Origin of the sequence: Roseisalinus antarcticus (assembly GCF_900172355.1) — a bacterium.
GTDB lineage: Bacteria > Pseudomonadota > Alphaproteobacteria > Rhodobacterales > Rhodobacteraceae > Oceanicola > Oceanicola antarcticus_A.
Genome location: NZ_FWFZ01000009.1, coordinates 1 through 25,790, shown reverse-complemented (window position 1 = coordinate 25,790; position 25,790 = coordinate 1). Strand labels below are relative to the sequence as shown.

At 67.0% G+C, this 25,790-nt stretch carries 24 protein-coding genes, 1 pseudogene and 1 other annotated feature; of the genes and pseudogenes, 13 read left to right on the top strand and 12 right to left on the bottom strand.

Annotated elements, in window-relative coordinates; all coding sequences use genetic code 11:
* Positions 1–171: 171 nt before the first annotated feature.
* Genes ROA7023_RS10460 through ROA7023_RS10450 form a run of 3 tightly spaced genes read right to left on the bottom strand, consistent with a single transcriptional unit; the run spans position 172 to position 2,892 of the window.
* Positions 172–753 carry a VOC family protein gene (locus ROA7023_RS10460; protein ID WP_085879110.1) on the bottom strand — a complete coding sequence of 194 codons (582 nt, stop codon included), beginning with the start codon at positions 751–753 and terminating at the stop codon, positions 172–174.
* A 49-nt stretch (positions 754–802) separates the two neighbouring features.
* Positions 803–2,119 carry a phenylacetate--CoA ligase family protein gene (locus ROA7023_RS10455; RefSeq protein ID WP_200812486.1) on the bottom strand — a complete coding sequence of 439 codons (1,317 nt, stop codon included), beginning with the start codon at positions 2,117–2,119 and terminating at the stop codon, positions 803–805.
* The gene (locus tag ROA7023_RS10450; RefSeq protein WP_085878992.1) at positions 2,116–2,892 is read right to left on the bottom strand and encodes a citryl-CoA lyase; all 777 of its coding nucleotides are present in this window, start codon (positions 2,890–2,892) and stop codon (positions 2,116–2,118) included. The genes ROA7023_RS10455 and ROA7023_RS10450 overlap by 4 nt, the downstream gene beginning before the upstream one ends.
* Positions 2,893–3,115: 223 nt before the next feature.
* On the opposite strand from ROA7023_RS10450, the gene ROA7023_RS10445 reads away from it, so the two are divergent.
* Positions 3,116–3,532: a nuclear transport factor 2 family protein gene (locus ROA7023_RS10445; protein ID WP_085878991.1), complete on the top strand. Its 417-nt coding sequence runs from the start codon at positions 3,116–3,118 to the stop codon at positions 3,530–3,532.
* Positions 3,529–4,434 (top strand): polysaccharide deacetylase family protein, encoded by a 906-nt coding sequence (locus tag ROA7023_RS10440; protein ID WP_085878990.1) that lies wholly within the window; start codon positions 3,529–3,531, stop codon positions 4,432–4,434. Before ROA7023_RS10445 ends, ROA7023_RS10440 begins: the two co-directional genes overlap by 4 nt.
* On the opposite strand, the gene ROA7023_RS10435 is transcribed toward ROA7023_RS10440, so the two are convergent.
* From ROA7023_RS10435 to ROA7023_RS10425, 3 genes are all read right to left on the bottom strand, one after another.
* On the bottom strand, positions 4,431–6,131 hold the full coding sequence (locus ROA7023_RS10435; RefSeq protein WP_085878989.1) for a CocE/NonD family hydrolase: 1,701 nt from the start codon (positions 6,129–6,131) through the stop codon (positions 4,431–4,433). The genes ROA7023_RS10440 and ROA7023_RS10435 overlap by 4 nt on opposite strands.
* Positions 6,132–6,284: 153 nt before the next feature.
* Complete coding sequence (locus ROA7023_RS10430; RefSeq protein WP_085878988.1) at positions 6,285–7,208, bottom strand: SMP-30/gluconolactonase/LRE family protein; 924 nt, start codon at positions 7,206–7,208, stop codon at positions 6,285–6,287.
* Positions 7,209–7,289: 81 nt separating this feature from the next.
* Positions 7,290–8,525 (bottom strand): urate hydroxylase PuuD, encoded by a 1,236-nt coding sequence (locus ROA7023_RS10425; protein ID WP_085878987.1) that lies wholly within the window; start codon positions 8,523–8,525, stop codon positions 7,290–7,292.
* Between the two features lie 172 nt (positions 8,526–8,697).
* Between ROA7023_RS10425 and ROA7023_RS10420 the strand changes: the two genes are divergently transcribed.
* A complete protein-coding gene (locus ROA7023_RS10420) occupies positions 8,698–9,183 on the top strand; it encodes an ureidoglycolate lyase (protein ID WP_085878986.1) in 486 nt (161 codons plus the stop codon).
* Between the two features lie 6 nt (positions 9,184–9,189).
* On the opposite strand, the gene ROA7023_RS10415 is transcribed toward ROA7023_RS10420, so the two are convergent.
* From ROA7023_RS10415 to urtA, 6 genes are all read right to left on the bottom strand, one after another.
* Positions 9,190–10,020 (bottom strand): bifunctional allantoicase/(S)-ureidoglycine aminohydrolase, encoded by an 831-nt coding sequence (locus tag ROA7023_RS10415; RefSeq protein ID WP_085878985.1) that lies wholly within the window; start codon positions 10,018–10,020, stop codon positions 9,190–9,192.
* 253 nt (positions 10,021–10,273) lie between these two features.
* The gene (urtE, locus tag ROA7023_RS10410) at positions 10,274–10,969 is read right to left on the bottom strand and encodes an urea ABC transporter ATP-binding subunit UrtE (RefSeq protein ID WP_085878984.1); all 696 of its coding nucleotides are present in this window, start codon (positions 10,967–10,969) and stop codon (positions 10,274–10,276) included.
* A 2-nt stretch (positions 10,970–10,971) separates the two neighbouring features.
* Positions 10,972–11,712, bottom strand: coding sequence for an urea ABC transporter ATP-binding protein UrtD (gene urtD / locus ROA7023_RS10405; protein ID WP_085878983.1), 741 nt, complete (start codon positions 11,710–11,712; stop codon positions 10,972–10,974).
* Positions 11,709–13,061, bottom strand: a complete 1,353-nt coding sequence (gene urtC / locus ROA7023_RS10400; RefSeq protein ID WP_085878982.1) for an urea ABC transporter permease subunit UrtC — start codon at positions 13,059–13,061, stop codon at positions 11,709–11,711. Before urtC ends, urtD begins: the two co-directional genes overlap by 4 nt.
* Before the next feature lie 3 nt (positions 13,062–13,064).
* Positions 13,065–14,999: an urea ABC transporter permease subunit UrtB gene (urtB, locus tag ROA7023_RS10395; protein ID WP_200812485.1), complete on the bottom strand. Its 1,935-nt coding sequence runs from the start codon at positions 14,997–14,999 to the stop codon at positions 13,065–13,067.
* Positions 15,000–15,073: 74 nt separating this feature from the next.
* The gene (urtA, locus tag ROA7023_RS10390) at positions 15,074–16,357 is read right to left on the bottom strand and encodes an urea ABC transporter substrate-binding protein (RefSeq protein WP_085878980.1); all 1,284 of its coding nucleotides are present in this window, start codon (positions 16,355–16,357) and stop codon (positions 15,074–15,076) included.
* 506 nt (positions 16,358–16,863) lie between these two features.
* On the opposite strand from urtA, the gene acs reads away from it, so the two are divergent.
* From acs to ROA7023_RS10340, 10 genes and pseudogenes are all read left to right on the top strand, one after another.
* Complete coding sequence (gene acs / locus ROA7023_RS10385; RefSeq protein ID WP_085878979.1) at positions 16,864–18,834, top strand: acetate--CoA ligase; 1,971 nt, start codon at positions 16,864–16,866, stop codon at positions 18,832–18,834.
* Positions 18,834–19,520, top strand: coding sequence for an adenylate kinase (locus ROA7023_RS10380; protein WP_085878978.1), 687 nt, complete (start codon positions 18,834–18,836; stop codon positions 19,518–19,520). Before acs ends, ROA7023_RS10380 begins: the two co-directional genes overlap by 1 nt.
* A 206-nt stretch (positions 19,521–19,726) precedes the next feature.
* Positions 19,727–20,014, top strand: coding sequence for an STAS domain-containing protein (locus tag ROA7023_RS10375; RefSeq protein WP_085878977.1), 288 nt, complete (start codon positions 19,727–19,729; stop codon positions 20,012–20,014).
* Complete coding sequence (locus ROA7023_RS10370; RefSeq protein ID WP_085878976.1) at positions 20,011–20,379, top strand: response regulator; 369 nt, start codon at positions 20,011–20,013, stop codon at positions 20,377–20,379. Before ROA7023_RS10375 ends, ROA7023_RS10370 begins: the two co-directional genes overlap by 4 nt.
* A gap of 10 nt (positions 20,380–20,389) precedes the next feature.
* Positions 20,390–22,561, top strand: coding sequence for a chemotaxis protein CheA (locus ROA7023_RS10365; protein WP_085878975.1), 2,172 nt, complete (start codon positions 20,390–20,392; stop codon positions 22,559–22,561).
* Positions 22,545–23,012, top strand: coding sequence for a chemotaxis protein CheW (locus tag ROA7023_RS10360; protein WP_085878974.1), 468 nt, complete (start codon positions 22,545–22,547; stop codon positions 23,010–23,012). Before ROA7023_RS10365 ends, ROA7023_RS10360 begins: the two co-directional genes overlap by 17 nt.
* The gene (locus ROA7023_RS10355) at positions 23,009–23,902 is read left to right on the top strand and encodes a protein-glutamate O-methyltransferase (protein ID WP_085878973.1); all 894 of its coding nucleotides are present in this window, start codon (positions 23,009–23,011) and stop codon (positions 23,900–23,902) included. The genes ROA7023_RS10360 and ROA7023_RS10355 overlap by 4 nt, the downstream gene beginning before the upstream one ends.
* On the top strand, positions 23,899–24,285 hold the full coding sequence (locus tag ROA7023_RS10350) for a response regulator (protein ID WP_085878972.1): 387 nt from the start codon (positions 23,899–23,901) through the stop codon (positions 24,283–24,285). The genes ROA7023_RS10355 and ROA7023_RS10350 overlap by 4 nt, the downstream gene beginning before the upstream one ends.
* 6 nt (positions 24,286–24,291) lie before the next feature.
* Positions 24,292–24,639, top strand: coding sequence for a DUF8776 family protein (locus tag ROA7023_RS10345; protein ID WP_085878971.1), 348 nt, complete (start codon positions 24,292–24,294; stop codon positions 24,637–24,639).
* 152 nt (positions 24,640–24,791) lie between these two features.
* Positions 24,792–25,662 (top strand): annotated as a pseudogene (locus tag ROA7023_RS10340) (IS3 family transposase); the annotation flags it as partial.
* Positions 25,073–25,189 (top strand) — a sequence feature (AL1L pseudoknot). (Overlaps the previous pseudogene by 117 nt.)
* Positions 25,663–25,790: the final 128 nt, after the last annotated feature.

Here is a 25,790-nt window from a genome sequence, read left to right as displayed (position 1 = left end):
GCCGACTAGGCCAGGCCTGTCCGGACCGGTTGGTCGCGGTCCGGACCACGACCGCCGAGGTTTTCGTTCCGGCGCATCGCGAAGCATGCGTGGGGTCCGCGGCGATTGGGCCGCGCCAGGCGAGCCGACCAAGTCCCCCGGCCCTTTCGAGAAGGGCCAGGGGACGCGCGATCAGTAGGGATTGCGCGGTCCGCGGTCCGAAGACAGCGAGGCGTGGCGCCGTTCGATCAGAAGTTCGATCGCATCGGCCAGGTGTTCGCGGTCGATATGGTGATCGCCCCGCGCGACGCGGATCTTGTGCGCCTCGATCATCACGTCGGCATGGCGCGTGCCCTCGGGGGGCTCGAACCGGTAGCTCGCGATCTCGATCAGCAGACCCAGCGGATCCTCGAAATAGATCGAATCCATGAAGCCGCGGTCCTTTGCGCCGGAATGCTTGATCCCGCGCGCATCGAGCCGCTTTGCCACCTGCCAGAACGACGCCTGGCTCACGCTGAATGCGATATGGTGCACCGCGCCGGTCTCGGTCGAGGTGCGGCGGGCGTCGGGTTTGCGGTCCTCGTTGGTGAAGATCGTGATCAGCCGCCCGTCGCCCGGATCGAAGTAGAGATGCCCCTCGTTCGGGTTGTCGAGGTTGGGCTGGTCGAAGATGAACGGCATGCCCAGAAGACCTTCCCAGAAGTCGATGGAGGTCTGGCGGTCGGCCCCCATCAGCGTGATGTGGTGCACGCCCTGGGATTGGATCTTCCGGATCTGGTTTGGCGGGTTCATGGGAGGTTCCTTTCGGGATGGGACGGTGCGGTCAGACGGCGTCGGACCAGTCGATGAGTCTGGATTTGTAGTCGGAGCGGGGCAGCGTCCCGTGCCCGACCAGCGTGACGGCGGTGGTCGCGACCAGCTTGTCGCGGATGCGCCGGGCAATCCGCTCGGCGAGGTCGGCGGGCGGGGTCGTGCCCTCGGCCAGCTCCACGGTCACGGGCAGGGGCGGCGCCTGTTTGACGCCCCTGGTCTGTGGCCGGATCGAGATCACCCCGCTGACATGGTCACCGAACTCGCCCACGACCTCGCGCACCGCGGTCGGGAAAAGGTTCACCCCGCGCACGATCAGCATGTCGTCGGTCCGCCCGATGCAGCGCACATGGGGCGAGGTGCGGCCACAGGCGCAGGCCGTCGTGCCGATCCGCACCCGGTCGCGCGAGCGGAACCGCAGCAGCGGCGCGGCCCGCTGCCGAAGGTGGGTATAGACCAGCTCTCCCTCGACCCCGTCCTCGAACGGCAGGGCGGCGCCGGTCTCGGGGTCGATCACCTCGGCATGGACGATGCCGCGGCCGGAAAAGTGCATCCCGGTCTGGTGGTCGCACTCGCCCCAGAGCGAGACCGAGATGTCGCCGATCCCCATCGCTTCGGTCACCTTGGCGCCCCAGGCCTCCTCGAGCCGGGCGCGCAGGGCGGGCTCTCCACCGCCGGGCTCTCCGGCCACCAGGATGCGCCGGACGCTGGAGGCGGCGGTGTCGATCCCCCGCTGCGCCGCCCATTCCGCCAGATGCAGCGCGTAGGACGGGGTGCAGCCCAGCACGCTCGGTTGCAGCAGCGAGACGGCGGCCATCAGCCGTTCGGTGTTGCCCGCGCCGACGGGGATGTGACAGACCCCGAGGGCCGCGAAGGCATCGAGCGTGACGCCCGCCACGAAGGGTCCGGCATTGTAGGTGGTGACCATCCGCTCTCCGGGCGCGATCCCGCTGGCGGCGTAGGAGCGTTGCGAGATCTCGACCCAGTTGGCCAGGTCCTCGGCGGTCAGCGGGATGTAGCTGGGCGTGCCGGTGGTGCCGCTGGTGGAATAGATCCGCACGATGTCCTTCATCGGCGCGGCCAGGTGCGTGCCGATGGGGTGGTCCGCGTCGCGGGTGGCGCGCAGCTCGTCCTTCTCGGTGAAGGGCAGCCGGGCGATGTCGGCCAGCCCGCCCACCGCCTCGGCGGAGGCAAAGCCCGCCTCGGCCAGCTTGTCGCGGTAGAAGGCGGAATGCTCCAGAAGATAGCGGACCTGCGCACGGTAGGCCGCGTCGTCATCGCCAATCTGCCGGTCCCAGGGGGCGGTCTCGATCGCGGGGGCATGCATCATTGGCCGCCCTCCGGATCGAAGGTGATGCCCTGTTCCGCATGATGGGCGAGGGTGAAGCCGATGGGGTTGCCCGATTCCTCGGCCAGGTGCGCCAGCAGGCTCGCCGTGCGCGCCAGGATCGGCACCGCCTTCAACACCGCGGGCGGAAACTCGAGGTCGAGCAGCACCGCAGGGATCGCGAAGGACACGTTCATGGGCAGCGGCCGCGACCACAGCCGCCCGACCGCCTCTTCGGTCGCCCGGGCAAGCGGGACGTAAGGCCCCGAAAGGCCGCGCTCCTCGGCCAGCGACAGGATGCGCTGGGCGCGGGGGTCGACCGGCTTGTGCAGCGGGTGGCCGAAGCCGGGAATGCGCCCGCCGCTGTCGCGCAGCGCGGCGATGATGTCGTCCATGGTCTCGCCCGCGTCGATCCGCGCCTTGGCGTCCTGCAGGAAGGCGCCGGCGGTCTCGGTCGTCCCCAGGATCACCTTGCCGCAGCCCAGCAGCCCGGCCGCGACCGCGCCCTGCAGGAAATCGGGATCGGCCGCATAGGTCATCCGCGCCGCCTGATTGGTCGGGACCAGCCCGTGTTCGGCGATCGAGACCAGCAGCACGTCGAGGAAGAAGCGTTGATCCTCGGTCGGCTTGCGGCCCGTGGTGAGCAGAAAGAAGTATTCGCCGAAACTCAGGTGCCCCATGAGGTCGGACACGAGGTCATGACCCCGGACGGTGATGCTGTCCGGCGTCGCGGTCGAGATGGACGTGGTGGCCTTGCCGGCCTTTCCGATTTGCATGCTGGCTCCCCCGTTTGCGTTGGAGAGGAGTTTAGCATGCCCGCGGACAGGTCAACGCACGACATCTGTGCGCGGACCGCGACTTCGTCGCCCGCTGGCCCGGGACGGCGCAGTCCGGGCGGCTGCCCCCCGCGCTTTGATCTGGAAAGGGCGGTGCGGGGGGCTAAGGTGATCCGCAGAGGGGGGCCGTCAGGCCCTGCGCGGGGCAACAGGCGAGGATGGCATGACGCAGGCAATGACCGAGGCGCGACGGATCGTCGAGACCTACCTGGAGCTCTGCATGGTGCCTGACCCCGAGGGGGCCTCTGCCTATGTCTCGGAGGATTTCAGCATCGTCTTCACCGGCGGGCGGGCGTTCTCGACCCCGGCCCAGACCGCCGCGTTCAACGCCCGGCGCTACAAATGGGTCAAAAAGCGGTTCGGGCGCACCGATGCCGCCGAGGACCCCGAGACCGGCGATGTCCATGTCTACAATACCGGGTTTCTCTACGGCGAATGGCCCGACGGGACGCCGTTCGAGACCAACCGCTACATCGACATCTTCGTCGTGCGCGGCGGGGTCATCGTCAGCACCCAGGTCTGGAACGACAGCGCGGAGATCCTGCTGGACCGGGCGGGGCTATCCGAGGCGCCGCTATGAGCCTGCCCGGTCACGGCCGCTTTGACTACGCGCCGATCAACGCCCGCCCGGATTTCCTGTGGCCCGGCGGCAAGCGGCTGGCGGTCTATCTCGGCATCAACCTGGAACATTTCGCCTTCGGCGCGGGGCTGGGCGCGGAGCTGGCCCCCGGCGGGCCGCAACCCGACGTGCTGAACTACGCCTGGCGCGACTACGGCAACCGGGTCGGCGCCTGGCGGCTGATCGAGCTGCTGGACCGGCTGAAGCTGCCGGCGACGGTGCTGGCCAATTCCGCCATGTACGACCACGCGCCCGAGCTGATGGCCGCGCATGCCCGGCGCGGGGACGAGATCGCCGGCCACGGCCGCACCAATTCAGAGCGGCAATCCACCCTGTCCGAGGCTGACGAGGCCGCCCTGATCGCCGAGGCCACCGACGTGCTGACCCGCGAGACGGGGCGGCGGCCGGCCGGCTGGCTCAGCCCCTGGATCGCCGAGAGCGCGGTCACCCCGGACCTGCTGAGGGAGGCGGGCTACGGCTATACCCTGAACTGGTGCATGGACGATCAGCCGGTCTGGCTGCGCACCCGCTCGGGCCCGCTTCTGGCGGTGCCCTATCCGCAGGAGGTCAACGACATCCCCGCGATCGTCGCCCGCAAGGACGGCCCCGCGGCCTTTGCCGACATGATCGGCGACACGTTCGACGAGATGCTGGAGCAGTCCGAAAGCCAGAGCCTCGTGATGGGCATCGCGCTGCATCCCTATATCGTCGGCCAGCCGTTCCGCCTGCGCCACCTGCGCCATGCGCTGGCCCAAATCGAGGCCCGGCGCGACCGGGTCTGGATCACGACCGCCGGCGCGATCGCCGAGGCTTTCGCCGCCACCAGCGGGGCGCCGGGGAACGGACGACGCGAGGCCGGCTAGAGGGCCGTGAACTCCGGCCCCCCCGGAAAGGCCTCGGGGATCACCGGCAGGACGATCCGGCTGGGATGCGCGGCGCCGACAAGGACCGTCTGAGCGGCGGGCCGGAAATCCGCCTCGGTGGCCGTCGCCGGCGCGGCGCCCGATTGCGGGTTGCGGTCGAAGCGCGGGAAGTTGGACGAGGCGACCTGCACCCGGACCCGGCTGCCCTGCGCGAAGAGGTGCCCGATATGGCCCAGCGTCACCCGCACCACGGCCGGGGCGGCCCCGTCGGGCGCATCCCAGCGCAGGATGCCGTCCACCAGGCCCCGGCTTGCCCCCGTGGCGTCGACCTCGCACAGCCGGACCGTCCAGTCACAGCAGGGCGCCGTGGTGGCGACCCAGAGCACGGCCTCGACCCTGCCGGTCACCTCCATCGCGGCCTCTAGCGGGGCCGAGGTCAGGACGAGGACATCGCCGCGACGCTCCACCTCTGCCTGGTCCCGCGGGCCGGAGTTCTTGCCCATCACGAGGCCGGGCAGGAAGGTCGCGCCGCCGGTGGTCGGCACCGGGTCGGACGGATCGGCGGTGTAGCGCAGCGCGGCGTCGGGGCCGGGCGCGGCGGAGAGGCCGCCGGCCCCGTCGAGAAACATCTCTCTCGGCGCTGTGCCCGGCAGCGGCCAGTCAGGTGCCGCGTGCCAGGTGTTCGACCCGCTGCGGAAATAGCGCACCATGGGCGTGTCGGGGCAGGCGCCCGCGAAGGCCGCCTCGAAGAACGCCAGATGCTCGGCCAGAAGCGGCGCGGTCGTGCTGCCGTAGCCGTGCCAGAGATCACCCTGGAAGTCGCTCGGGTTGCCATGCGACCATGGCCCCAGGATCAGCCGGTCGGGCACTTCGGCCCGGGTCGGCCAGCGCCCGCGCAGCGTCTCGAACAACTCGATGGAGCCCTCGACGAAGATGTCGTTCCAGCCGCCGATGACCAGCGCGGGGACAGGTGTCTCGGCGAGCTCGGTCAGGCGCGTGGTCTCGGCGGTGGCTGTCTCGAACCAGTCGGCGACGTAGGGCGCGAGCCCGACGAGCCCTTCGTCGATCAACGGCAGGCGCCGGAACGCGGCGTCGGGGTCGGCGCTGAGGTCCGCCAGCAGCGCCCGCGCCCGGGCCAGCGCCCCGGGGGTCATGTCGCCCGCGCGTTTCTGCAGGTCGATGCCGGCCAGCGCCTCGATGATCCAGAGGTAGAGAAAGCCCAGCTCGACCGCCCCGCCGCGCGAGGTCCAGGTCTCGTCATGGCGCGCCGTGGTCAGGTTCGGCGCGATCGCGGCCAGCCCCTCGGGGGCGCCGAGGCTGGCCAGCACCTGCGTCGCCCCGACGTAGGAGGCGCCGAACATGGCGATGCGCCCGTCGCAGAACGGCTGGGCGCACAGCCAGGCGATGGTGTCGTGCCCATCGGCGGTCTCGTTGCAGAACGGGTCGAACTGCCCGTCGGACGACCAGCGCCCCCGGCAATCCTGCACCACGATGGCATAGCCGCGCCGCAGGGTGCCGCGGAAATCCATCGCCGAGATATGCTGCGTGCCGAAGGGCTCTTCCTTGATGTAGGGCGTGCGCTGAAGCAGCACGGGAAAGGGCCCCGCGCCCTCGGGCAGCCAGACATCGGCATGAAGATCGATGCCGTCCCGCATGGGCACGGGCACATGGTCGCGGATGGTGAAAGTCCCGGTCATCGCGTGCGCCCCCCTGTTCGCGCCGGATCCCCGGCGCGGTCCCCCGCAGGTCCCCCGCAAGTCCCCGGGGCGATCCTGTCACGATTCTGGCACGATCCTGGCACGATCCGGCCGGCCGCGCCAACGCGAAGCCGAAGTGCGCCGGGCCGGGCGTCAGTAGGTCTTCGCCCCGTTCACCATCAGCCGGATCCGGTAGAGCGAGGTCGTGGCGGTCACGTAGAGGATATTGCGCTTGGGCCCGCCAAAGCACAGGTTCGACACCGTCTCGGGCAGCTTGATCCGGCCCAGCAGCGTCGCGTCGGGGGCGTAGCATTCCACGTTCGCCCCGGCGGCGGCCCAGATCCGCCCCTCGGTGTCGAGCCGAAAGCCGTCGAAACCGCCATGATGGATATTGGTGAACGGGCGCAGGTTGCCTAGGCTGCCGTCCGGCGCGACATCGGCGACCATCATGTCGGCCTGTTTCTCGAAGGGCGCATGGTGCGGCTTGCCCGAATCGCTGACATAGAGCCGCGTTTCATCGAACGAGAAGGCCAGCCCGTTGGGCCGCACCATCCCGGTGATGACGGCGCTGATCTCTCCGGTCTCGGGCACCACGCGAAAGACATACCAGCCGCCGATCTCGCCCGCGGCCTTGTTGCCCTCGTAATCGCTCTCGATCCCGTAGGCCGGGTCGGTGAACCAGATCGTGCCGTCGGATTTCACCACCACGTCATTGGGCGAGTTCAGCCGCTTGCCCTGGTAGGCGTCGGCGATGACGGTGATCGAGCCGTCATGCTCTGTCCGGCTGACGCGGCGGCGGCCATGCTCGCAGCTGATCAGGCGGCCCTGCCGGTCGACCGTGTTGCCGTTGGAATTGCCCGAGGGCTGGCGGAAGAGGCTGACGCTGTCGTCGGCCTCGTCGAGGCGCAGCATCCGGTCGTTGGGAATGTCCGACCAGATCAGGTAGCGCCCGCCGGCGAAATACGCGGGCCCCTCGACCCATTCGCTGCCCGTGTGCAGGGTCCGGAGCCGGGCGTTGGCGTTGACGAGCGCGTGGAACCGGGGGTCATGTGCGTCGAAAAGGTCGTCTGCGGACATGGTCCTCGTCTCCTGATGTGGCCTCTTGCGGGGCGTGCGGCGCGTCGTTCGTCCTGTGCCGCCTGGCCCGCGTGGCGGCGCTCAGGGCGTGGTATGCGCGGCGGCCCGGTACCAGCGGACGAGGGCGCGGCGGTGGTCGTCCTCGATATTGGTGATGTTCGCAGGTGGCATCGCGTGGCTCAACCCTGCCTGGACATAGATCGCGCGGGCATTGCGAGCGATGTCACCGGGCGTCTCCAGCAGGACGCCTTTGGGCGGCCAGCGCAGGTTGCCCCAGACCGGCTCTCGGGCATGGCACATGGAACAGCGGCCGACGACGATGTCATGGGCCTCGTCGAAGCCCTCGGCCTCGGCAAAGCGCTGCTCATACGGGGTCAGCTCGCGGGCCTGGGCCTCCTCATAGCTGTCCCACCGCATCGGCGCGGTCGAGAGCCAGACGATGGCCAGGAACAGCAGCGCGGTCACCAGCCAGGTCCAGTGCGGCATGCCCTGTCTGGCGTGCATCGTGTTGAAGAAATGCCGGATCGTGACCCCCATCAGGAACACCAGCGCGGCGATCGCCCAGGAATACTCGGTCGCGAAGGCCAGCGGATAATGGTTCGACAGCATCAGGAACACGACCGGCAGGGTCAGGTAATTGTTGTGGGTGGAGCGGAGCTTGGCGATCTTGCCGTATTTCGGATCCGGCGTGCGGCCGGCCTTGAGGTCGGCGACCACGATCCGCTGGTTCGGCATGATGATGGCAAACACGTTGGCGGTCATGATCGTGGCGGTGAAGGCCCCGAGGTGCAGCATGGCCGCGCGGCCGGTGAAGACCTGGTGATAGCCCCAGGACATCGCCACCAGCATCCCGAAGAGCAGCAGCATGAGCGTCGTCGGCCGCTCGCCCAGCGGCGATTTGCAAAGGTAGTCGTAGATCACCCAGCCGACCGCGAGCGAGGCGGCCGAAAGGACGATCCCCTGCCAGAGCGCGAGGTCGGCCTTCTGCGGGTCGATCAGGTAGAGCTCTCCGCCCACCCAGTAGACCACCATCAGCAGCGCCGCGCCCGAAAGCCAGGTGGAATAGGCCTCCCATTTGAACCAGGTCAGGTGCTCGGGCATGGCGGCGGGGGCGACCAGGTATTTCTGGATATGGTAGAAGCCGCCGCCGTGGACCTGCCATTCCTCGCCGTCCGCCGGCCCCTTGATCTTGCGGTTCAGGCCGAGGTCGAGGGCGACGAAGTAGAAGGACGAGCCGATCCAGGCGATGGCCGTGATCACGTGGACCCATCGGACCGCGAAGCCGACCCAGTCCCACAGCGCGGCAAAATCGTACATGTCTGTCCCCTTGTTCCGATCGGGCGGTCCGGGGGCCGTCCGTATCGCTTTGCTTTTGCCGTGAAGTGTGAGGCAATCTCAACCCGATGGCATCAGGGATTCAATGCGCGGCCCGGACGGGCGTCGCGGATGTCCATGAATTGGGCAGGGCTCGGCAGGCGGGGGACGGCAGATGGGCGACCATATCGGGATCGAGGCGCTGGGGGCCGCGGCCTTCGCCCCCTTCGGCGACGTGCTGGACACGGACGGGGCGCCGGACAAGCTGATCAACCAGGGGCTCTGCGGGCGGTATCACGACCGGGCCACGCTCGATTTCGGCGGGCAGGGGCGGGCCGGGATCAGCCTGTTCCGGGCCGAGCCCCGGCGGCTGCCCCTGCGCCTGGAGATGGTCGAGCGGCATCCCGAGGGCAGCCAGGCCTTTCTGCCCATGAGCCTCGATCCGTTCCTGGTCGTCGTGGCGCCCGACATGGGCGGGGTGCCTGGGCGCCCGCTGGCCTTCCGTACGGCGCCGGGGCAGGGGATCAACCTGCACCGGGGCACCTGGCACGGGGTGCTGACGCCGCTGGCCGCGCCGGGGCTCTTCGCGGTGGTCGACCGGATCGGGCCCGGTGACAACCTGCAGGAACACTGGTTCGCCAGGCCCTGGACGGTCGGCTAGGCCGGCCTACCGCGCGTTGATCCGCAGCGGCATGTGCCTGTTCACATCCTTGTAGAGGAGGTAGCGGAACGGCTCCGCACCGCCAGCGTAGCAGGCCTGGGGGCAGAAGGCGCGCAGCCACATGAAATCGCCGGCCTCGACCTCGACCCAATCCTTGTTCAGGCAATAGACGCCCTTGCCCTGAAGCACGAAAAGCCCGTGTTCCATCACGTGGGTCTCGCAGAACGGGATCATGCCGCCCGGGTAGAAGGTGACGATGTTGACATGCATGTCGTGGCGCATGTCCGTGGGATCGACGAAGCGGCTGGTCTCCCAGACGCCCTCGCATCCGGGCATGGCGCTGGGGCTCACCGCGGCGTCGCTGGTGACGAGGACCTCGGGGCGGTCGATGCCGTCCACCGCCTGGTAGGCCTTGCGAAACCAGTGGAACTTGAGGGGAGCGTCCCGGTCGTTGCGCAGGCTCCAGCGGGTCTCCGGCGGCAGGTAGACGTAGGAGCCGGGGGAGAGCCGATGCAGGGCGCCGTCGATGGTGAGCACGCCTCCGCCTTCGACCACGAAGAGGATCGCTTCCGCCTCCGAGTCGTCGTCCGGGCGGTCGGAACCGCCGCCGGGCCCGACCTCCATGATGTATTGCGAAAAGGTCTCGGCGAATCCCGACAGCGGCCGCGCGAGGACGAAGGCGCGGGTCTGCTCCCAGAAGGGCAGGGCGCTGGCGACGATGTCGCGCATCGCGCCTCGGGGAATGAAGGCGTAGCTTTCGGTGAAGGTGGCGCGGTCGGTCAGCAGCCTGTCCTGACCGGGATGCCCGCCGAGGCCGGAGTAATAGGGATGTGTCATGGGATCCTTCATGGCCGGTACGACGCAGCCCTTATGCCGCCATGCGCCCCGGTATGCCAGAGGGCGGGCGGGACGCCGCACGGCGCTCGCGTGCGCCCCCTGCGGGGCCGCCCCCGTCGCCCCGCCCGCCGTCCCGCAGCGACCGTGCGCCAGGTTTCAGGTGAGGCGGGACGGTTGCGCCGGGCGCCAACCGGAAGGCCGCGCAGTTGCGCGGCCTGACATGACCGGCGCGGCCCCGCTTGGGGCCGCACCGCTAGATTGAAACGGCGTTGAGGAGGCGGTCGCGGTCGAGCGTCGCTTTTTCCGCCCTGTGGCTCACCTCGCCCCGTGTCAGGACGAAGAACGTGTCCGCCAGCCCCACGGCAAAGTCGAAATACTGCTCCACCAGCACGATGCAGATCTCGCCCTCTTCGCGCAGCAGTTTGATGACCTCGCCGATCTGAGTGATGATATTGGGCTGGATCCCCTCGGTCGGTTCGTCCAGAAGCAGCACCCGCGGCCTGGTGATCAGCGCCCGGGCGATCGCCAGCTGTTGTTGCTGGCCGCCCGAGAGATCACCGCCGCGGCGGTCCTTCATCTCCTTGAGCACCGGGAACAGGTCGAAGATCCGGTCCGGCACCCCGTGCTCCGAGGCCGGCAGGCAGGCATAGCCGCTCTCCAGGTTTTCCATCACCGTCATCAGCGGAAAGACCTCGCGCCCCTGGGGCACGTAGGCGATGCCGGCGCGGGCCGCGCCGTAGGCGGTGAGGTGCGGCAGCGCCTTGCCGTTCAGGCTGATCGATCCGTTGCGATAGGGGTGACGGCCGGCGATGGCCTTCAGCAGCGAGGTCTTGCCCACGCCATTGGTACCCATCACCGCCGTGACTTGGCCCGGTTTCGCCTGCAGCCGGATGCTGTGGAGGATCTGGCTTTGACCGTAGCGCAGGGTGAGGTCTTTCACTTCCAGCATGATTATCGCCCCAGATAGACGTCGATGACGCGTTGGTCCCCGGTCACGTGATCGAGCGAGCCCTCGGCCAGGACCGACCCTTCGTGCAGCACCGTCACCTTGCAGTTCAGCCGCCGCACGAATTCCATGTCGTGCTCGACCACCACGACCGCGCGGGTCTCTGCCGCGCGCTTGAGCAGGTCGGTCGTATGCTGGCGCTCTGTCGGGGTCATGCCGGCCGCCGGTTCGTCGACCAGCAGCAGGCGCGGATCCTGGGCCAGCAGCATCCCGATCTCGAGCCACTGCTTCTGCCCGTGCGAGAGCTCTCCGGCCGGGCGCGACAGGTGATCCCGCAGTCCGATCTCGTCGGCGAGCCCATGGATGCGGCTGTCGGCGTCGTCCAATCCGCGCGAGAAGAGCACGTCGAAGGGCCCGCGCGGGTTCTTGAGGGCCATGGCCAGGTTCTCACGCACGGTCTGGGCCTCGAACACGGTGGGTTTCTGGAACTTGCGCCCGATGCCGGCGCGGGCGATCTCGCTTTCCGACATCCGGAGAAGGGAGACCGATTTCTCGCCCCAGAGGACGCGGCCCTGGTCGGGGCGGGTCTTGCCGGTGACGATGTCCATGAAGGTGGTCTTGCCCGCGCCGTTCGGCCCGATCACGGCCCGCAGCTCCGGCTCTCCGATCTGGATCGAGAGATTGTTGATGGCGCGGAAGCCGTCGAAGGTGACGGAGACGCCGGACACCTCGAGAAGGGTGCTCATCTGGGGGGCTCCTCCTCGGTGCCTTCCTCGGTGCGCCAGGAACCCGTGTCGGGGCCGTAGTCGCCTTCGCGGTCGGGCATGACGCGGTGGTTGATCAGGTCGAACAGGCCGCCGATGCCCTTGGGGGCAAAGAGCGTCACCGCGACAAAGCTGAGGCCGAGGAGGACGAGCCACCAGTCGGTCCACTGCACGGTGTAGAAGCCGAGTTCTATGTCCGGGGCGCCGCCGCCGGTGAACCAGGACGACAGGAGCGACACAAACGCCGCGCCGATGACCGCGCCGTAGAGTCGGCCGCGGCCGCCGATGGCCACCCAGACTGCAAGGTAGATCGAGGCGATGGGCGCGATCTCGGCGGGGTTGATGATGCCCGCCTGGGGATAGTAGAGGGCGCCCGCGATGGCGGCGACGATGGCGCTGAGGGTGAAGACGAAGAGCTTGTAGCTTTCCACGTGGTAGCCGAGGAAGCGGACACGGGCCTCGTTGTCGCGGATGCCGCGGATGACCGAGCCCATCTTTCCCGACACGGCCCAGGCGAGGGCCACGTAGCCGATCGCGAGGGCGGCGGCCGAGGCCCAGAAGAAGCTGATCGAGAGGGTCGCCTGGGGGGTGTTCTCGTAGCCGGGGATGTTCTGCAGGCCAGACAGGCCGTTGTTGCCGCGCAGCCCGCTGTCGTTCTGGAAGAGGTAGAGCGAAAGGGCGAGGGTCATCGCCTGGGTCAGGATCGACAGGTAGACGCCGGTCACCCGGCTGCGGAAGGCGAGCCAGCCGAAGATCAGTGCCAGCAGGCCGGGCACCAGGACCACCATCGCCAGTTGCAGCGGCAGGGAATGGGCGAAGGCCCAGATCGCCGGCAGCTCGGAGGCGCCGACGACGCCGAAGATCTGGGTGCCGATGGCGTCCGAGATCTCCTGCGGGGTGGCCGGGATCGGCTGGCCGTCGAGGTTGCCCATCACGATCTGTTCGGTCCGCGCATACATCAGCCATTGGCCAATGGCGTAGCCGCCGAGGCCGAAGAAGGCCATGTGCCCGAGCGAGAGGATGCCGCAATAGCCCCAGACCACGTCCATCGCCACGGCCACCAGGCACAGGCAGAGGGTCTTGCCCAGGGTCTTGATGAAGGAGGTGGACAGCAGGCCCGTTCCCGTCGCCTCGGCCAGCACCGTCACGCCGAGGGTGAACAGGGAGAGCGCCAGCAGGAACCACAGGATCGAGGGGTTGCGGGCGACGAAGCTGCGCCGCCGCAGGGGTTCGCCGCGCGGGGCGCGGCGAACCGCCGGGGGGCGCTGCCCCCCGGACCCCCCGGGATATTTCGGACCAGAAGAAGGTGCGGTGTCGGTGGAAGAGGTCATGTGTCAGTCTCCAGCGGCGCGGCCCTTGAGGGCGACGATGCCTTTGGGGCGGAACTGGATGAAAAGGATGATGAAGAGGATCATGTAGGTCTGGGCCGCGAGGGTGTTTGAGGGGTTGAACCACTCGATCCCCTTTTGCAGCCCGCCGATGAGCGATGCGCCCGCCAGCGTGCCCCAGACGTTGCCGACGCCGCCCACGACCACGGTCATGAAGCTTTGCACGATATAGGCGGAGCCCATTTCCGAGGTCACCTGCGCGTAGAGGCCGATGGCCACGCCGGCGATCCCGGCGATGCCTGAGCCCAGCCCGAAGGTCAGCATGTTGATCCGGTCGGGGTTGATGCCCATGGAGGCCGCCATGCCGGGGTTCTGGGTCACGGCGCGCACCTCGAGGCCGAGGCGGGTGCGTTTCAGGATGAACAGGATCAGCGCCAGGAAGATCAGTGCCAGCACGAAGATCGCGATCCGGATGTAGCTGATCTGTATCACGTCGTTGACCACCCAGGCCCCGTCGAGCCAGCCCGGCGAGGTCAGCGGCCGGGCCTGGGTGCCGAAGATGTTCTTGGCCAGCTGCTGAAGCGCGATCGAGATGCCGAAGGTCGCCAGCAGGGTTTCCAGAGGTCGGTGATAGAGCCAGCGGATCACCAGCCGTTCCATCGCCACGCCCGCGCCGAAGGCCACGGCGAAGGCCAGCGGCAGGGCGATAAACAGGCTGAGCGTGTAGTTCGGCACGAAAAGCTGCACCACGTAACCGGTATAGGCGCCGAGCATGATGAATTCGCCATGGGCCATGTTGATGACGCCCATGACGCCGAAGGTGATCGCGAGGCCGATGGCGGCCAGGAAGTAGATCGAGGCCAGCGACAACCCGTCCAGCGACAGGTCAACCATCTGGCCCATGCCGACGCGGGTCTCGACCTCGGAGAGGGCTGTGCGCGCGGCGTCGGTGATGGCCGGGTCATCCTCGTCGTAGATCTCGTAGAAGACATGGGCGGAGAGCGCCGCGCTCTGCTCGGCCGCGCCGATGCGCGGGGGCACGATCCCGTCTGCGGCCAGCGCGCCATAGGCCTGGTCGCGGGTCTCGTCGTTGTCCAGTCGGGCCACGGGGACGCCGCCGACCCTGCCGCCGTCGATGTTCGCCGCCAGGGCGTTGCGGATATCGGCGCGGGTGGGCGCGGGCAGGGCGAGCCCTTCCTCCACCAGCTGGTCATAGGCCTCGGCCTCGGTCAGGTCGCTGCCGGGGGTGAACGTCCGGGCAATGTTGCCATCGGGCAGGGCGGTGGCCACGCCGGTGGAACTCGACAGGATCTGGTTGAGGGCGGCGCGGACCTCGACACTGACCTCGCCCGAAAGGCTCTCGATCGCGGCGACGCGGTCCGCGGTGCTGTCGGCGAAGCTGGCCGCGAGGATGCCCGCGAGCTGGCGCTTGCGGGCGAGCAGGGCGGGGTCGGTCTCGGTCTCGATCGAGGTGCGCAGGGGGGCGAGCTGGTCGGCGGAGGGCGACCGGGCGATGGCCTCGACCGCGGTCTGGCGGCGCTCGATATCCGGGTCGGAGAGCTGGAAGGCCACGAGGGTGCCGGCGATCTCGCGGCGGACGCCGCCGTTGGGGCGGATCTCTGTGATCTCGGAGGAGGGCGCGGTGCCGACCTCCTCACCGGTGGAAATATCGCTGAGGGTATAGGTGTCGCCGGACTTGGTGGCATAGAAGAACAGCCCGTCACCGGCGCGCTGGACCACGTCGCGGTCCTGGTAGCGTTCGAGGAATGTGGCGACCCCGGGCAGGCCGGAGGCCGCGAGATCGTCGAGCATGGTGCCGACCGTGCGGCGCGAGGGCGAGGCCGCCTCTTCCGCGTGGGTCTGGAGGATGGACTGAAGGTCCTGGGCGGCGGCGACGACGGGCAGCCAGAGGCAGACCACGAGAAACGTGAGCAGGCGCATGGGCATGGGTGCTTTCAGGTGAAAACCGGGGCGCGGCGGGAGAAACCGCGCCCCGGGTCTTGATGATCCGGGGATCAGTAGTTCGAGGTCAGCTGAACGCAGGTCTCGGTCTCGGTGTTGTACATTCCGCAGCCGAGGTCTTTCCAATCCGAGGTCAGGACCGCGGATTCGGGCAGGTAGTCGGTCCAGGCATCACCGGCGACCTCGGGGGTCTGGCTGATGATGTCGAACTGTCCGTCGGCGCGGATCTCGCCGATCAGGACCGGCTTGGCGAGGTGATGGTTGGTGCCCATCACGGCCATGCCGCCGGTGAGGTTCGGGAATTCCTGGCCCCACATCGCCTCGCGCACCGCGTCCACGTCGGTGGTGCCGGCTTCGGTCACCGCGTTCACCCACATGTTGAAGCCGATGTAATGCGCCTCCATCGGGTCGTTGGTCACGCGGGCGTCGTCGCCGATGAACTCATGCCAGGCGGCGATGAACTCGGCGTTGGCGGGGGTGTCGGCGGACATGAAGTAGTTCCAGGCCGCCAGGTGGCCGACGAGGTTCGAGGTGTCGAGGCCCGAGAGTTCCTCTTCACCGACCGAGAAGGCCACGACGGGGATGTCGTCGGCCGAGACGTCGGCGGCGGCAAGCTCCTTGTAGAAGCCGATGTTGGCATCGCCGTTGATCGTCGAGATCACGCCGACCGGCACACCGTCCGCGCCGAGGGCGACGACGTCGGACACGATCGTGGCCCAGTCGGAATGACCGAAGGGCGTGTAGTTCACGAAGATGTCCTCTTCGGGAATGCCGGCGTCGATCAGGTATTGCTGCAGGATGTTGTTGGTGGTGCGGGGATAGACGTAGTCGGTCCCCAGCAGCGCGAATTTCTCGACGCCCAGCTCCTCGAGGAAGTAGTCCACGGCCGGGATCGCCTGCTGGTTCGGCGCGGCGCCGGTGTAGAACACGTTGCGCGAGGATTCCTCGCCTTCATACTGGACCGGATAGAACAGCAGGCCGTTGAGCTCTTCGATGACGGGCAGCACGGATTTGCGCGACACCGAGGTCCAGTTGCCGAAGATCACGTCGACCTCGTGGACGGTCAGCAGCTCTCGGGCCTTTTCCGCGAAGAGCGGCCAGTCGGAGGCGGGGTCGACGACGACCGCTTCCAGGTCGCAGCCCAGCAGGCCGCCGGCCGCGTTCTGCTCTTCGATGAGCATGAGCATGACGTCTTTCAACGTGGTCTCGGAAATCGCCATGCTGCCCGACAGCGAGTGAAGGACGCCCACCTGGATCGGGCAGGCCACATCCTGTGCCTGGACAGCGGCCGAGGAGGCCAGCAATGCCGCAGCGGAAATCGCAATTTTGGTATTCATGTTGTCTAAGTCCCCCAAAGACTATCACCCGACCACGAGACCTTTGAGCGGTCCTTGACGACGGTGGGTCAGTTCATTCGTGATGCCCGTTCAGGCCGGGCATTGGCGCGGTTTGTCCGCCCAAATCCGTGGGTAGGGCAGGGCCCGGGCGGCACGGAGTCTTTTCCGTCCGCTGTCCGGGCGGCTCCGTCGATTGACCGGAAAACAAGCAAATGCCCGGTCTCTTGCCGCTTTGCGCGACGTAAGCTTGGTCCGCTCGGCATTGCCGCGCCGGCCAGGGTGGCCGGGACCGGGGCGTTTCGGCGCCCAAGTCCCGGCTTTGTAAACCAATTCACAGCATTGCTGCGATGCGGGAAAAGGGATTTACAGGATTTCCTCAGAAAAACCGGAGCTTGTATACTTTTTTGCCGGTTCACGCTCTAGTGTGCGAGACTGTGGTGGCGCCCATATCTGCCTTGGAGGAGGCAGGGGCCCCGCCGGTTTGATCCAAGACCCAGGGGGGAACGATGACCATCGACACCAAAGCGCAAGCCGTCGTCTATCCGCCCTCGCCCGATTTCGTGGCGAAGGCGCATATCAACGCGGAGCGGTACGAAGAGCTGTACAAGGCTTCGATCGCCGATCCCGAGGCGTTCTGGGGCGCCGAGGGCAAGCGGATCGACTGGATCAAGCCCTATACCAAGGTCAAGGACGTCGATTTCACGCTCGGCCAGGTCTCGATCAAGTGGTTCGAGGACGGCACGCTGAACGTCGCGGCCAATTGCATCGACCGGCACCTTGAGACGCGCGGCGACCAGACCGCGATCATCTGGGAGCCGGACGACCCCGCCGACGAGGCGCTGCACATCAGCTACCGCGAGCTGCACCGCTCGGTCTGCAAGATGGCCAACATCCTGCAGGACATGGGCGTGCGCAAGAGCGACCGGGTCGTGATCTACCTGCCGATGGTGCCCGAGGCGGCCTATGCCATGCTTGCCTGCGCCCGGATCGGCGCGGTGCATTCGGTGGTCTTCGCGGGCTTCAGCCCCGATGCGCTGGGCGCACGGGTCAACGGCTGCGACGCGAAGGTCGTGATCACCTCGGACTTCGCCCCGCGCGGCGGCCGCAAGACGGCGCTGAAGTCCAACACCGACAAGGCGCTGCTGCATTGCAAGGACAGCGTGAAGGTCCTGATGGTGCGCCGCACCGGCGACCAGACCACCTGGATCGAGGGGCGCGACCACGATTACAACGCCCTCTTCCTCGAGGCCGACGACACCCAGGCCCCGGTCGAGGTCGGGGCAGAGGATCCGCTCTTCATCCTCTACACCTCCGGCTCCACCGGGCAGCCCAAGGGCGTGGTCCATACCTCGGGCGGCTACATCGTCTTTGCCGGGATGACCCACAAGTACACGTTCGACTATCACGACGGCGACGTCTTCTGGTGCACCGCGGACGTGGGCTGGGTCACCGGGCACAGCTATATCATCTACGGGCCCCTGGCCAACGGCGCGACCACGCTGATGTTCGAGGGCGTGCCGACCTTCCCCGACGCGGGCCGGTTCTGGGCGGTCTGCGAGAAGCACAAGGTGAACCAGTTCTACACCGCGCCCACGGCGATCCGGGCGCTGATGGGCCAGGGCAAGGAATGGGTCGAGAAATACGACCTGTCGGACCTCAAGCTGCTGGGCACAGTGGGCGAGCCGATCAACCCCGAGGCCTGGAACTGGTACAACGAGGTCGTCGGCAAGGGTACGCGCCCGATCGTCGACACCTGGTGGCAGACCGAGACCGGCGGTCACCTTCTGACCCCGCTTCCGGGCGCCACGGCGGCCAAGCCCGGCTCTGCCACCAAGCCGTTCTTCGGTGTCGAGCCGGTCGTCCTCGATCCCCAATCGGGCGAGGAGATCCACGAGACGGCCGCCGAAGGAGTGCTTTGCATCAAGAGCAGCTGGCCCGCCCAGATGCGGACCGTCTGGGGCGACCACGAGCGGTTCGAGCAGACCTATTTCTCGGACTACAAGGGCTACTACTTCTCGGGCGACGGTTGCCGCCGGGACGCGGATGGCGATTACTGGATCACCGGCCGGGTGGACGACGTGATCAACGTCTCCGGCCACCGGATGGGCACCGCCGAGGTGGAATCGGCCCTCGTGGCGCATGAGACCGTGGCCGAAGCCGCCGTCGTCGGCTATCCGCACGACATCAAGGGGCAGGGCATCTATTGCTACGTCACCCTGATGAACGGGGTCGAACCCTCCGACGACCTGCGCAAGACGCTGCGCAACTTCGTCCGCCAGGAGATCGGCCCGATCGCCTCGCCGGACCTGATCCAGTGGGCGCCCGGGCTGCCCAAGACACGGTCGGGCAAGATCATGCGCCGGATCCTGCGCAAGATCGCCGAGGACGATTACGGCGCACTGGGCGACATCTCGACACTCGCGGACCCGTCGGTGGTCGACGACCTGATCGAGAACCGCATGAACAAGAGCGCCTGATGGACGGCGCGGATACCGGGGCCGATGCGCCCGTTCTCATTCTGCTGGGCCCCCCGGGCGCCGGCAAGGGCACCCAGGCCCGCCGCCTGCAAGAGGCGTTCGGCCTGGTCCAGCTGTCCACCGGCGACCTGTTGCGGCAGGCCGTCGCCGCGGGGACAGAGGCGGGACAGGCCGCGAAGGCGGTGATGGACCAGGGGGCGCTGGTCTCCGACGAGATCGTCATCGACATCCTGCGTGACCGAATCGCCGACCCCGACACCGCGGCCGGCGTGATTCTCGACGGCTTCCCGCGCACGATCGGGCAGGCCCGGGCGCTTGACGGGCTGTTGGCCGAGACCGGGCGCAGTGTCTCCGGGGTGATCTCGCTCGAGGTCGATGACGCGGCGATGGTCGCGCGGATCTCGGGCCGCTACACCTGCGCGGGCTGCGGCGAGGGCTGGCACGACACCTTCAAGACGCCCGCCGTGGACGGCGTCTGCGACACCTGCGGCGGCACCGGGTTCAAGCGCCGAAGCGACGACAAGGCAGAGGTCGTGGGGGCCAGGCTGTCGGCCTACCACGCGGAAACCGCTCCGCTGATAGATTATTACGCCGGCCGCGGGGCCCTGCGCCGGGTGCCCGCGATGGGCGATATCGACGCCGTTTCGGCCCGGATCGGAGCCGAGGTCGAGGCCGCGGCGGGCTGACACCGGCGACACCGGCGACATCGACGGCCCTTGGCGGCCCGCGTTCCGGCGCGGGCCGTTTTTCGATGCGGCGGCAGCTTTCCATTGTTGACGCTCCGGGGCAAACCGTTTGTTAAGCCCCGGCCCTTAGGGAATGGGACGAGACTTCGGCCGGTGCCGCCTGGGGCGCCGTCCGCACATCTCCTGCCGGACCTGAGGAGCATTGCATGGATGATCAGTGCGAGAAATTTGAACTGCCACCGACCGCGAACCACGAGGCCTGCGCCGCCCTGCACGGGTTCCTCGCAGAGGCAAGGGGCAAGCCGGTCGTGCTGGACGGCGCGAAGGTGCGGCGCACCAGCGCCCGGATGGGGCTGATGCTGCTCTCCGCCCGGCGGGCCTGGTCCGCCGAGGGCCAGGATTTCGACATCCAGGCGCCGTCCGACGGCCTGGCGTCGGGCCTGATGACGCTCGGGCTGTCACGGGAACTTATCGAACAGGAGGCGGCCGCATGAAACCCAAGGTCCTTGCAATAGACGATTCGCGCACGATTCGGGAATTGCTGCGGGTATCGCTCGAGGGGGCAGGGTTCGAGGTTACCTCGGCCGAAGATGGTGTGGATGGTGTTTCCCGGTTTCCCGATGTCGCGCCCGACGTTGTGATCACCGACATCAACATGCCGAACATGGACGGCTTTGGCGTCATCGACGCGATACGCAAGGGCGCGGTCAACAGCACGGTGCCGATCCTCGTGCTCACCACCGAAAGTGCGCCGGAGCTCAAGGCCCGCGCGCGCGAGGCGGGGGCGACGGGATGGATCGTGAAGCCCTTCGACGACACCTCGCTCATTTCCGTGCTCAAACGCGTCTCTGGCGCATGAGGAGGATCTGATGTCGATCAACTCCATCCGCGACACGTTCTTCGAGGAATGCGAAGACCTGCTCGACGCCCTGATCGAGGGTCTGGCCGAGATGTCGGGCGGAAGCTACGAGGGCGAGACGGTGCACGCCGTCTTCCGCGCCGTACATTCGATCAAGGGCGGCGCGGGCGCCTTCGGTCTGAATCAGCTCGTGGGCTTCGCGCATACCTTCGAGACGGTCCTCGACAGGGTCCGCTCGGACCAGCTCGAGGTCGATCCCGAGCTGATGCGCGTGCTGCAACGCGCCGGCGATCACCTGTCCGACCTGGTGGAGGCGAACCGGATCGCCTCCGAGGTGGATGAGGGGACGCATGCCAGCCTGCTGCAGGCGCTCAACGGCTTTCTCGGTATCGACCCGGCGGATGGTGAGGACGGCGGTCAGGAAGAAGAGTTCGTCTTCGAGGCGCTCGCGCTCGACCTCGACCTGCAGGACGACATCGGTGGACAGACCGATGGCTACGAGATCCGTTTCTCGCCGAATCCTGCGCTTTACGCCAATGGCCACGAGCCCTTGCTGATCTTCGAGGCGCTGGCCGGTCTGGGCAGCCTCGAGGTAGCCGCGAACACCACTGATCTGGCGCCCTTCGCCGATCTGGACTGGAAGGCGCCGAAGACCGACTGGATTATCCGGCTAAGGTCGAGCGAGCCTGAGCATTTGATCGACGAGGTCTTCGAATTCGTCGAAGGTCTTTGCGAGCTGTCGATCGAGGCGATCCAGACCGACCCGCCAGAGGAGGCGGCCGCGGACGTCCCGGATCTCGACGATGCGGCCCCCGACGGGGGGGCGGACCCTACGCCCCCGGCCGCCGCGTCGGCCCCCGCCGAGGAGGCCGTGAAGGTCGTCGACCTGGCAGCCCTGCGGACGTCGCCCGCTGATGCCGAGAAGAAGCAGGAGCCGAAGGCCGCCAACGGCCCCCGCCCTACGCTGCGCGTCGACCTCGAGAGGGTCGACCGCCTCATCAACACCGTCGGCGAGTTGATCATCAATCAGGCCGTAATCTCCCAGCGCATAGAAGAGATCGGCTTGCCCTCGGGCTCCGGCCTCTCGACCGAGCTGGAGGACTACAAGCTTCTCGCCCGCGAGATTCAGGAAGGCGTCATGGCGATCCGGGCCCAGCCCGTCAAACCGTTGTTCCAGCGCATGTCCCGGATCGTCCGAGAGGCGTCCGACGCCACCGGCAAGGCCGCGCGCCTGGTGACCGAGGGCGAGGGCACGGAAGTCGACAAGACCGTCGTCGAGCGCCTCGCCGATCCCCTGACCCACATGATCCGCAACGCCATCGACCACGGTCTCGAAGGCCCCGAGCAGCGGGCCAGGGCCGGCAAGGACGCGGTCGGCACGATTCGTCTCGCCGCCTTCCACCGCTCCGGCTCGGTCCTGATCGAGATCACCGACGACGGCGCCGGGTTGGACCGGGACCGTATTCTCGAAACCGCAGTCAGCAAGGGCCTGGTCCCCGCGGAGGCGGAGCTTGCCCCCGGTGAGATCGACAACCTTTTGTTCATGCCGGGCTTTTCCACGGCCAAGGAGGTTTCCAACCTCTCCGGTCGCGGGGTCGGGATGGACGTCGTGAAGACCGCGATCAGCTCTTTGGGGGGGCGCGTGACGATCACGAGCCGAGCCGGCGAGGGGACCACCTTCTCCATCGTCCTGCCGCTAACCCTGGCCGTGATGGACGGCATGGTCGTCAAGGTCGCGGGCCAGACCATGGTGGTGCCGATCTCCTCGATCATCGAGACGATCCGCCCCGGCCCGGACGAATTGCACCGTTTCGGTGTGGACGGCTGGCTCCTGTCGATCCGCGGCAGCTACGTGCCGATCATCGACGTGGCCACCTCTCTGGGCCGCGGCGTGCCGGACGCGGATGTCCGCGACCAGGTCCTGCTCCTGATCCAGACCGAGGGCCAGAGCCATTGCGCCCTGGCTGTCAACGGAATCTCGGATCAGCGCCAGGTCGTCATCAAGAGCCTCGAAGGCAACTACGGTCATATCCCCGGCGTGTCCGCGGCAACAATCCTCGGCGATGGAAAGATCGCCCTGATCATCGACCCGGACGCAGTGGTGGCCAACAGCAGTGCTGCCCTGCGACGTGTGTCCGACCCCCGCCCCGAAAAGGAGATCGCCAATGGCGCAGCCGGTTGAAATCGCCGAGAGCGAGTTCATTGAGTTCGTTACCTTCGTCGCTGGCGAACAGAGTTTCTGTATCGAGATCACCCAGATCCGAGAGATCCGGCGCTGGTCGCCGGTCACGATCCTTCCGCACGCCCCCGACCATGTCCTGGGTGTGATGAACCTGCGCGGCGCGGTCATTCCCATCTTCGACCTGGCCGCCAAGCTGGGCCTCGGGCGCATCACGCCGACCGAGCGCCACGTGATCATCATAGCGGCGGTCAATGGCCAGACCATCGGGCTTCTCGTCGACTCGGTCTCCGAAATCCTGAGTGTCCGGCACGATCGGGTTCAGGAGACGCCGAACGTTCGCGCCGATGATACGACCACCTGCATTCTTGGGGTAATCCCGATTGAAGAGGGCATGACGCGGGTCATCGACCTCGGCCGCATCGTTCCGGCCAAGGCAGAGGGCGCGGCATGAACACGCAGGCCGTGCCCGACGTTTCGGGCGAATTCGACTTCTCTGACGCGCAATTCAAAGTCATTGCGCAGCTTGCCTACGAGAATTTCGGGTTGGATTTGCAGCCGGCGAAACGGTCTCTGGTCTATTCCCGGCTCACGCGGCGGCTCCGGGCGCTGCGTCTGCCGAACTTCAAGAGCTATCTGGACCTGCTGACCGGTCCGGACGGCGCCGCCGAACAATCCGAGATGCTGTCCGCGCTGACCACCAACGTGACCCATTTCTTCCGGGAGAAGCATCACTTCGATCAGTTTCGGGACCTGATTCTGCCCGAGGCGATCAAGAGCGCCCGAAACGGTGGTCGTGTCCGCTTCTGGTCCGCGGGCTGTTCGGCGGGGCAGGAGCCCTATTCCATTGCGATGTGCGTTCTCGAGGCCTGTCCGGACGCGGCCCGCTACGATATCCGTATCCTCGCCACCGACGTCGATCCGGTGATCCTGGCACGGGCCAAGGCCGGTCTTTACCTGTCGGAGGAAAGAGACTCCCTTCCGGCGGATCACAAGGACCGGATGACCATCGCCGCGGACCGACCGGGTGAATTCACGCTGGTGCCGGAGGTCAAGAACCTCGTGCAATTCGGCCTGCTCAATCTTGTGAAGGAATGGCCAGTGCGCGGACCGTTTCAGGCAATTTTTTGCAGAAATGTCGCGATTTATTTCGACAAGTTGACCCAGGCGCGGCTCTGGTCCCGCTTTGCGCCGTTGCTGGAGACCGAAGGAATGCTTTTCATTGGTCATTCCGAGCGGATATCAGGCCCGGCCATCAGTCTGTTCAACAGCACGGGGATCACCTCCTACCGCCGCAACGCCCAGAAAGCTGAAATGACCTCGAAGACGGAGATATCCCGATGAGCCTGAAGGAGACATTGCGTGTCATGGTAGTCGATGACATGGCTACGAGCCGGGGCCTCATCACCCAGGCGCTCGAGGAAATCGGCGTGTGGCAGGTTCAGGCGGAAGGTGATGCCCGGGCCGCCCTGAACAAGCTGGCGTCCAATCCCGTCCACCTGGTCCTGTCCGACCTCAACATGCCGAACCTGGATGGCCTCGGGTTTCTGGAGGCGCTGCGCAAGAACAAGTCGACGCAGAAGGTGGGGTTCATCCTCGTAACGGGCAGTCCCAACAAGGAGCTCATCCAGAAGGCTCAGGCCCTTGGTCTGAACAACATGATCAAGAAGCCGTTCACGACCGACTCGATGCGGACTTGCATCGAGCGGGTCGTCGGAAAGCTGTAGGCGGGTATGGCCTATTTGAGTGCGGGACAAGCCGTCGCCTTGGTCGCTGTGGAACTTGCAGAGGCCGGCAAGACCCTTCAATCGCTTGAGCACGCCTTGATGCAGGACCCGCGCGGAGCGGACCAGAAATCATTTCCGACGGACTTTCAGAGCCTCGATCTCCTGGCCCAATCGATAGAAGAGCTCAGGCTGTACCTGTCGCGGCTGTCGCAGGAAATCGGAGACGATGCCTCGTCCTTCGACTTGAGCGGACCTTTGTCCGAGGTCCGGCTTGGCGAGATGCGGCGACGTCTTTCGGGGCGTTCGAGACAGGCTGAGCCACGGCAGGAACACGGCGACATCGATCTCTTCTAGGTGTTTGATCTCACGGGCTGATGGTGTGAATCTTTCGCGGGAATGGAGGGAAGCACGATGGGACAAGATCTGAGCTACGCCCAATAGTTGGACAGGATCTGAACCGCGCCGAATTTGCCGGCGGCTCCAACTCTTGAGTAGATGGAGTCATCATGGGCAAGACGACGAACAAGGTTTCCGCTGAGGTCCGCGAGCGCGCAGTGCGCATGGTCCTCGGCAATCCGGGTCAGCACGGATCGCGCTGGCAGGCGATCGCTTCGGTGGCCGCGAAGATCGGATGCCCGGCGAACACGTTGAACAGCTGGGTCAAGAAGGCCGAGGTGGACAGCGGGCAGCGCGCTGTCATCCCAAGCGACATGGCCGAGAAGATGAAGTCGCTCGAGCGGCAGAACCGGGAACTGCGCCAGGCGAACGAGATCCTCGGGAAGGCGTCGGCGTATCTTGCGTTGGCGGAGCTCGACCGCCGGTCGAAATGATGGTGGATTTCATTGACGCGCACAGGAGCGCGCACGGGGTCGAGCCGATCCGCAAGGTGCTGCCGATCGCCCCGTCCACATACTACGACCACCTGGCGAAGCGGGCCAACCCAGCCCGCCTGTCGGACCCTGCCCGCCGCGATGAGGCCCTGCGCCCCGAGATCCGCCGTGTCTTCGAGGAGAACTGGCGGGTCTACGGCGTTCGCAAGGTCTGGCGACAACTCGTCCGACAAGGGGTTGATGTCGCCCGTTGCACCGTGGCCCGGCTCATGAAGGACATGGGTTATTCAAGGCATCTTCCGCGGCAAGCCTCGCCGGACGACGATCCCTGACAAGAAAGTCCCATGTCCCTTGGACAAAGCGAACCGCGAGTTCCGCGTGCCTGCGCCGAACATGCTCTGGGTCAGCGATTTCACCTACGTCGCCACATGGAAGGGGTTCGTGTATGTCGCTTTCATCATCGCCGCTTGCGCACGTCGGATCGTCGGCTGGCGAGCGAGCCAGACAGCGCATGCAGGCTGTCGTGCTCGACGCCCTGGACCAGGCTGGGTAGTGTCCCGGGAAGTGGTGTAGGAGGCCGCGCGCGGAGCCTCCGGCGTAGCGCAGTGCGCGGCCGGTGGTGACGCTGGCGGTCACCGTCGATCTTCGGAGAAGGTTCGGGTTGCGAGACCTGTA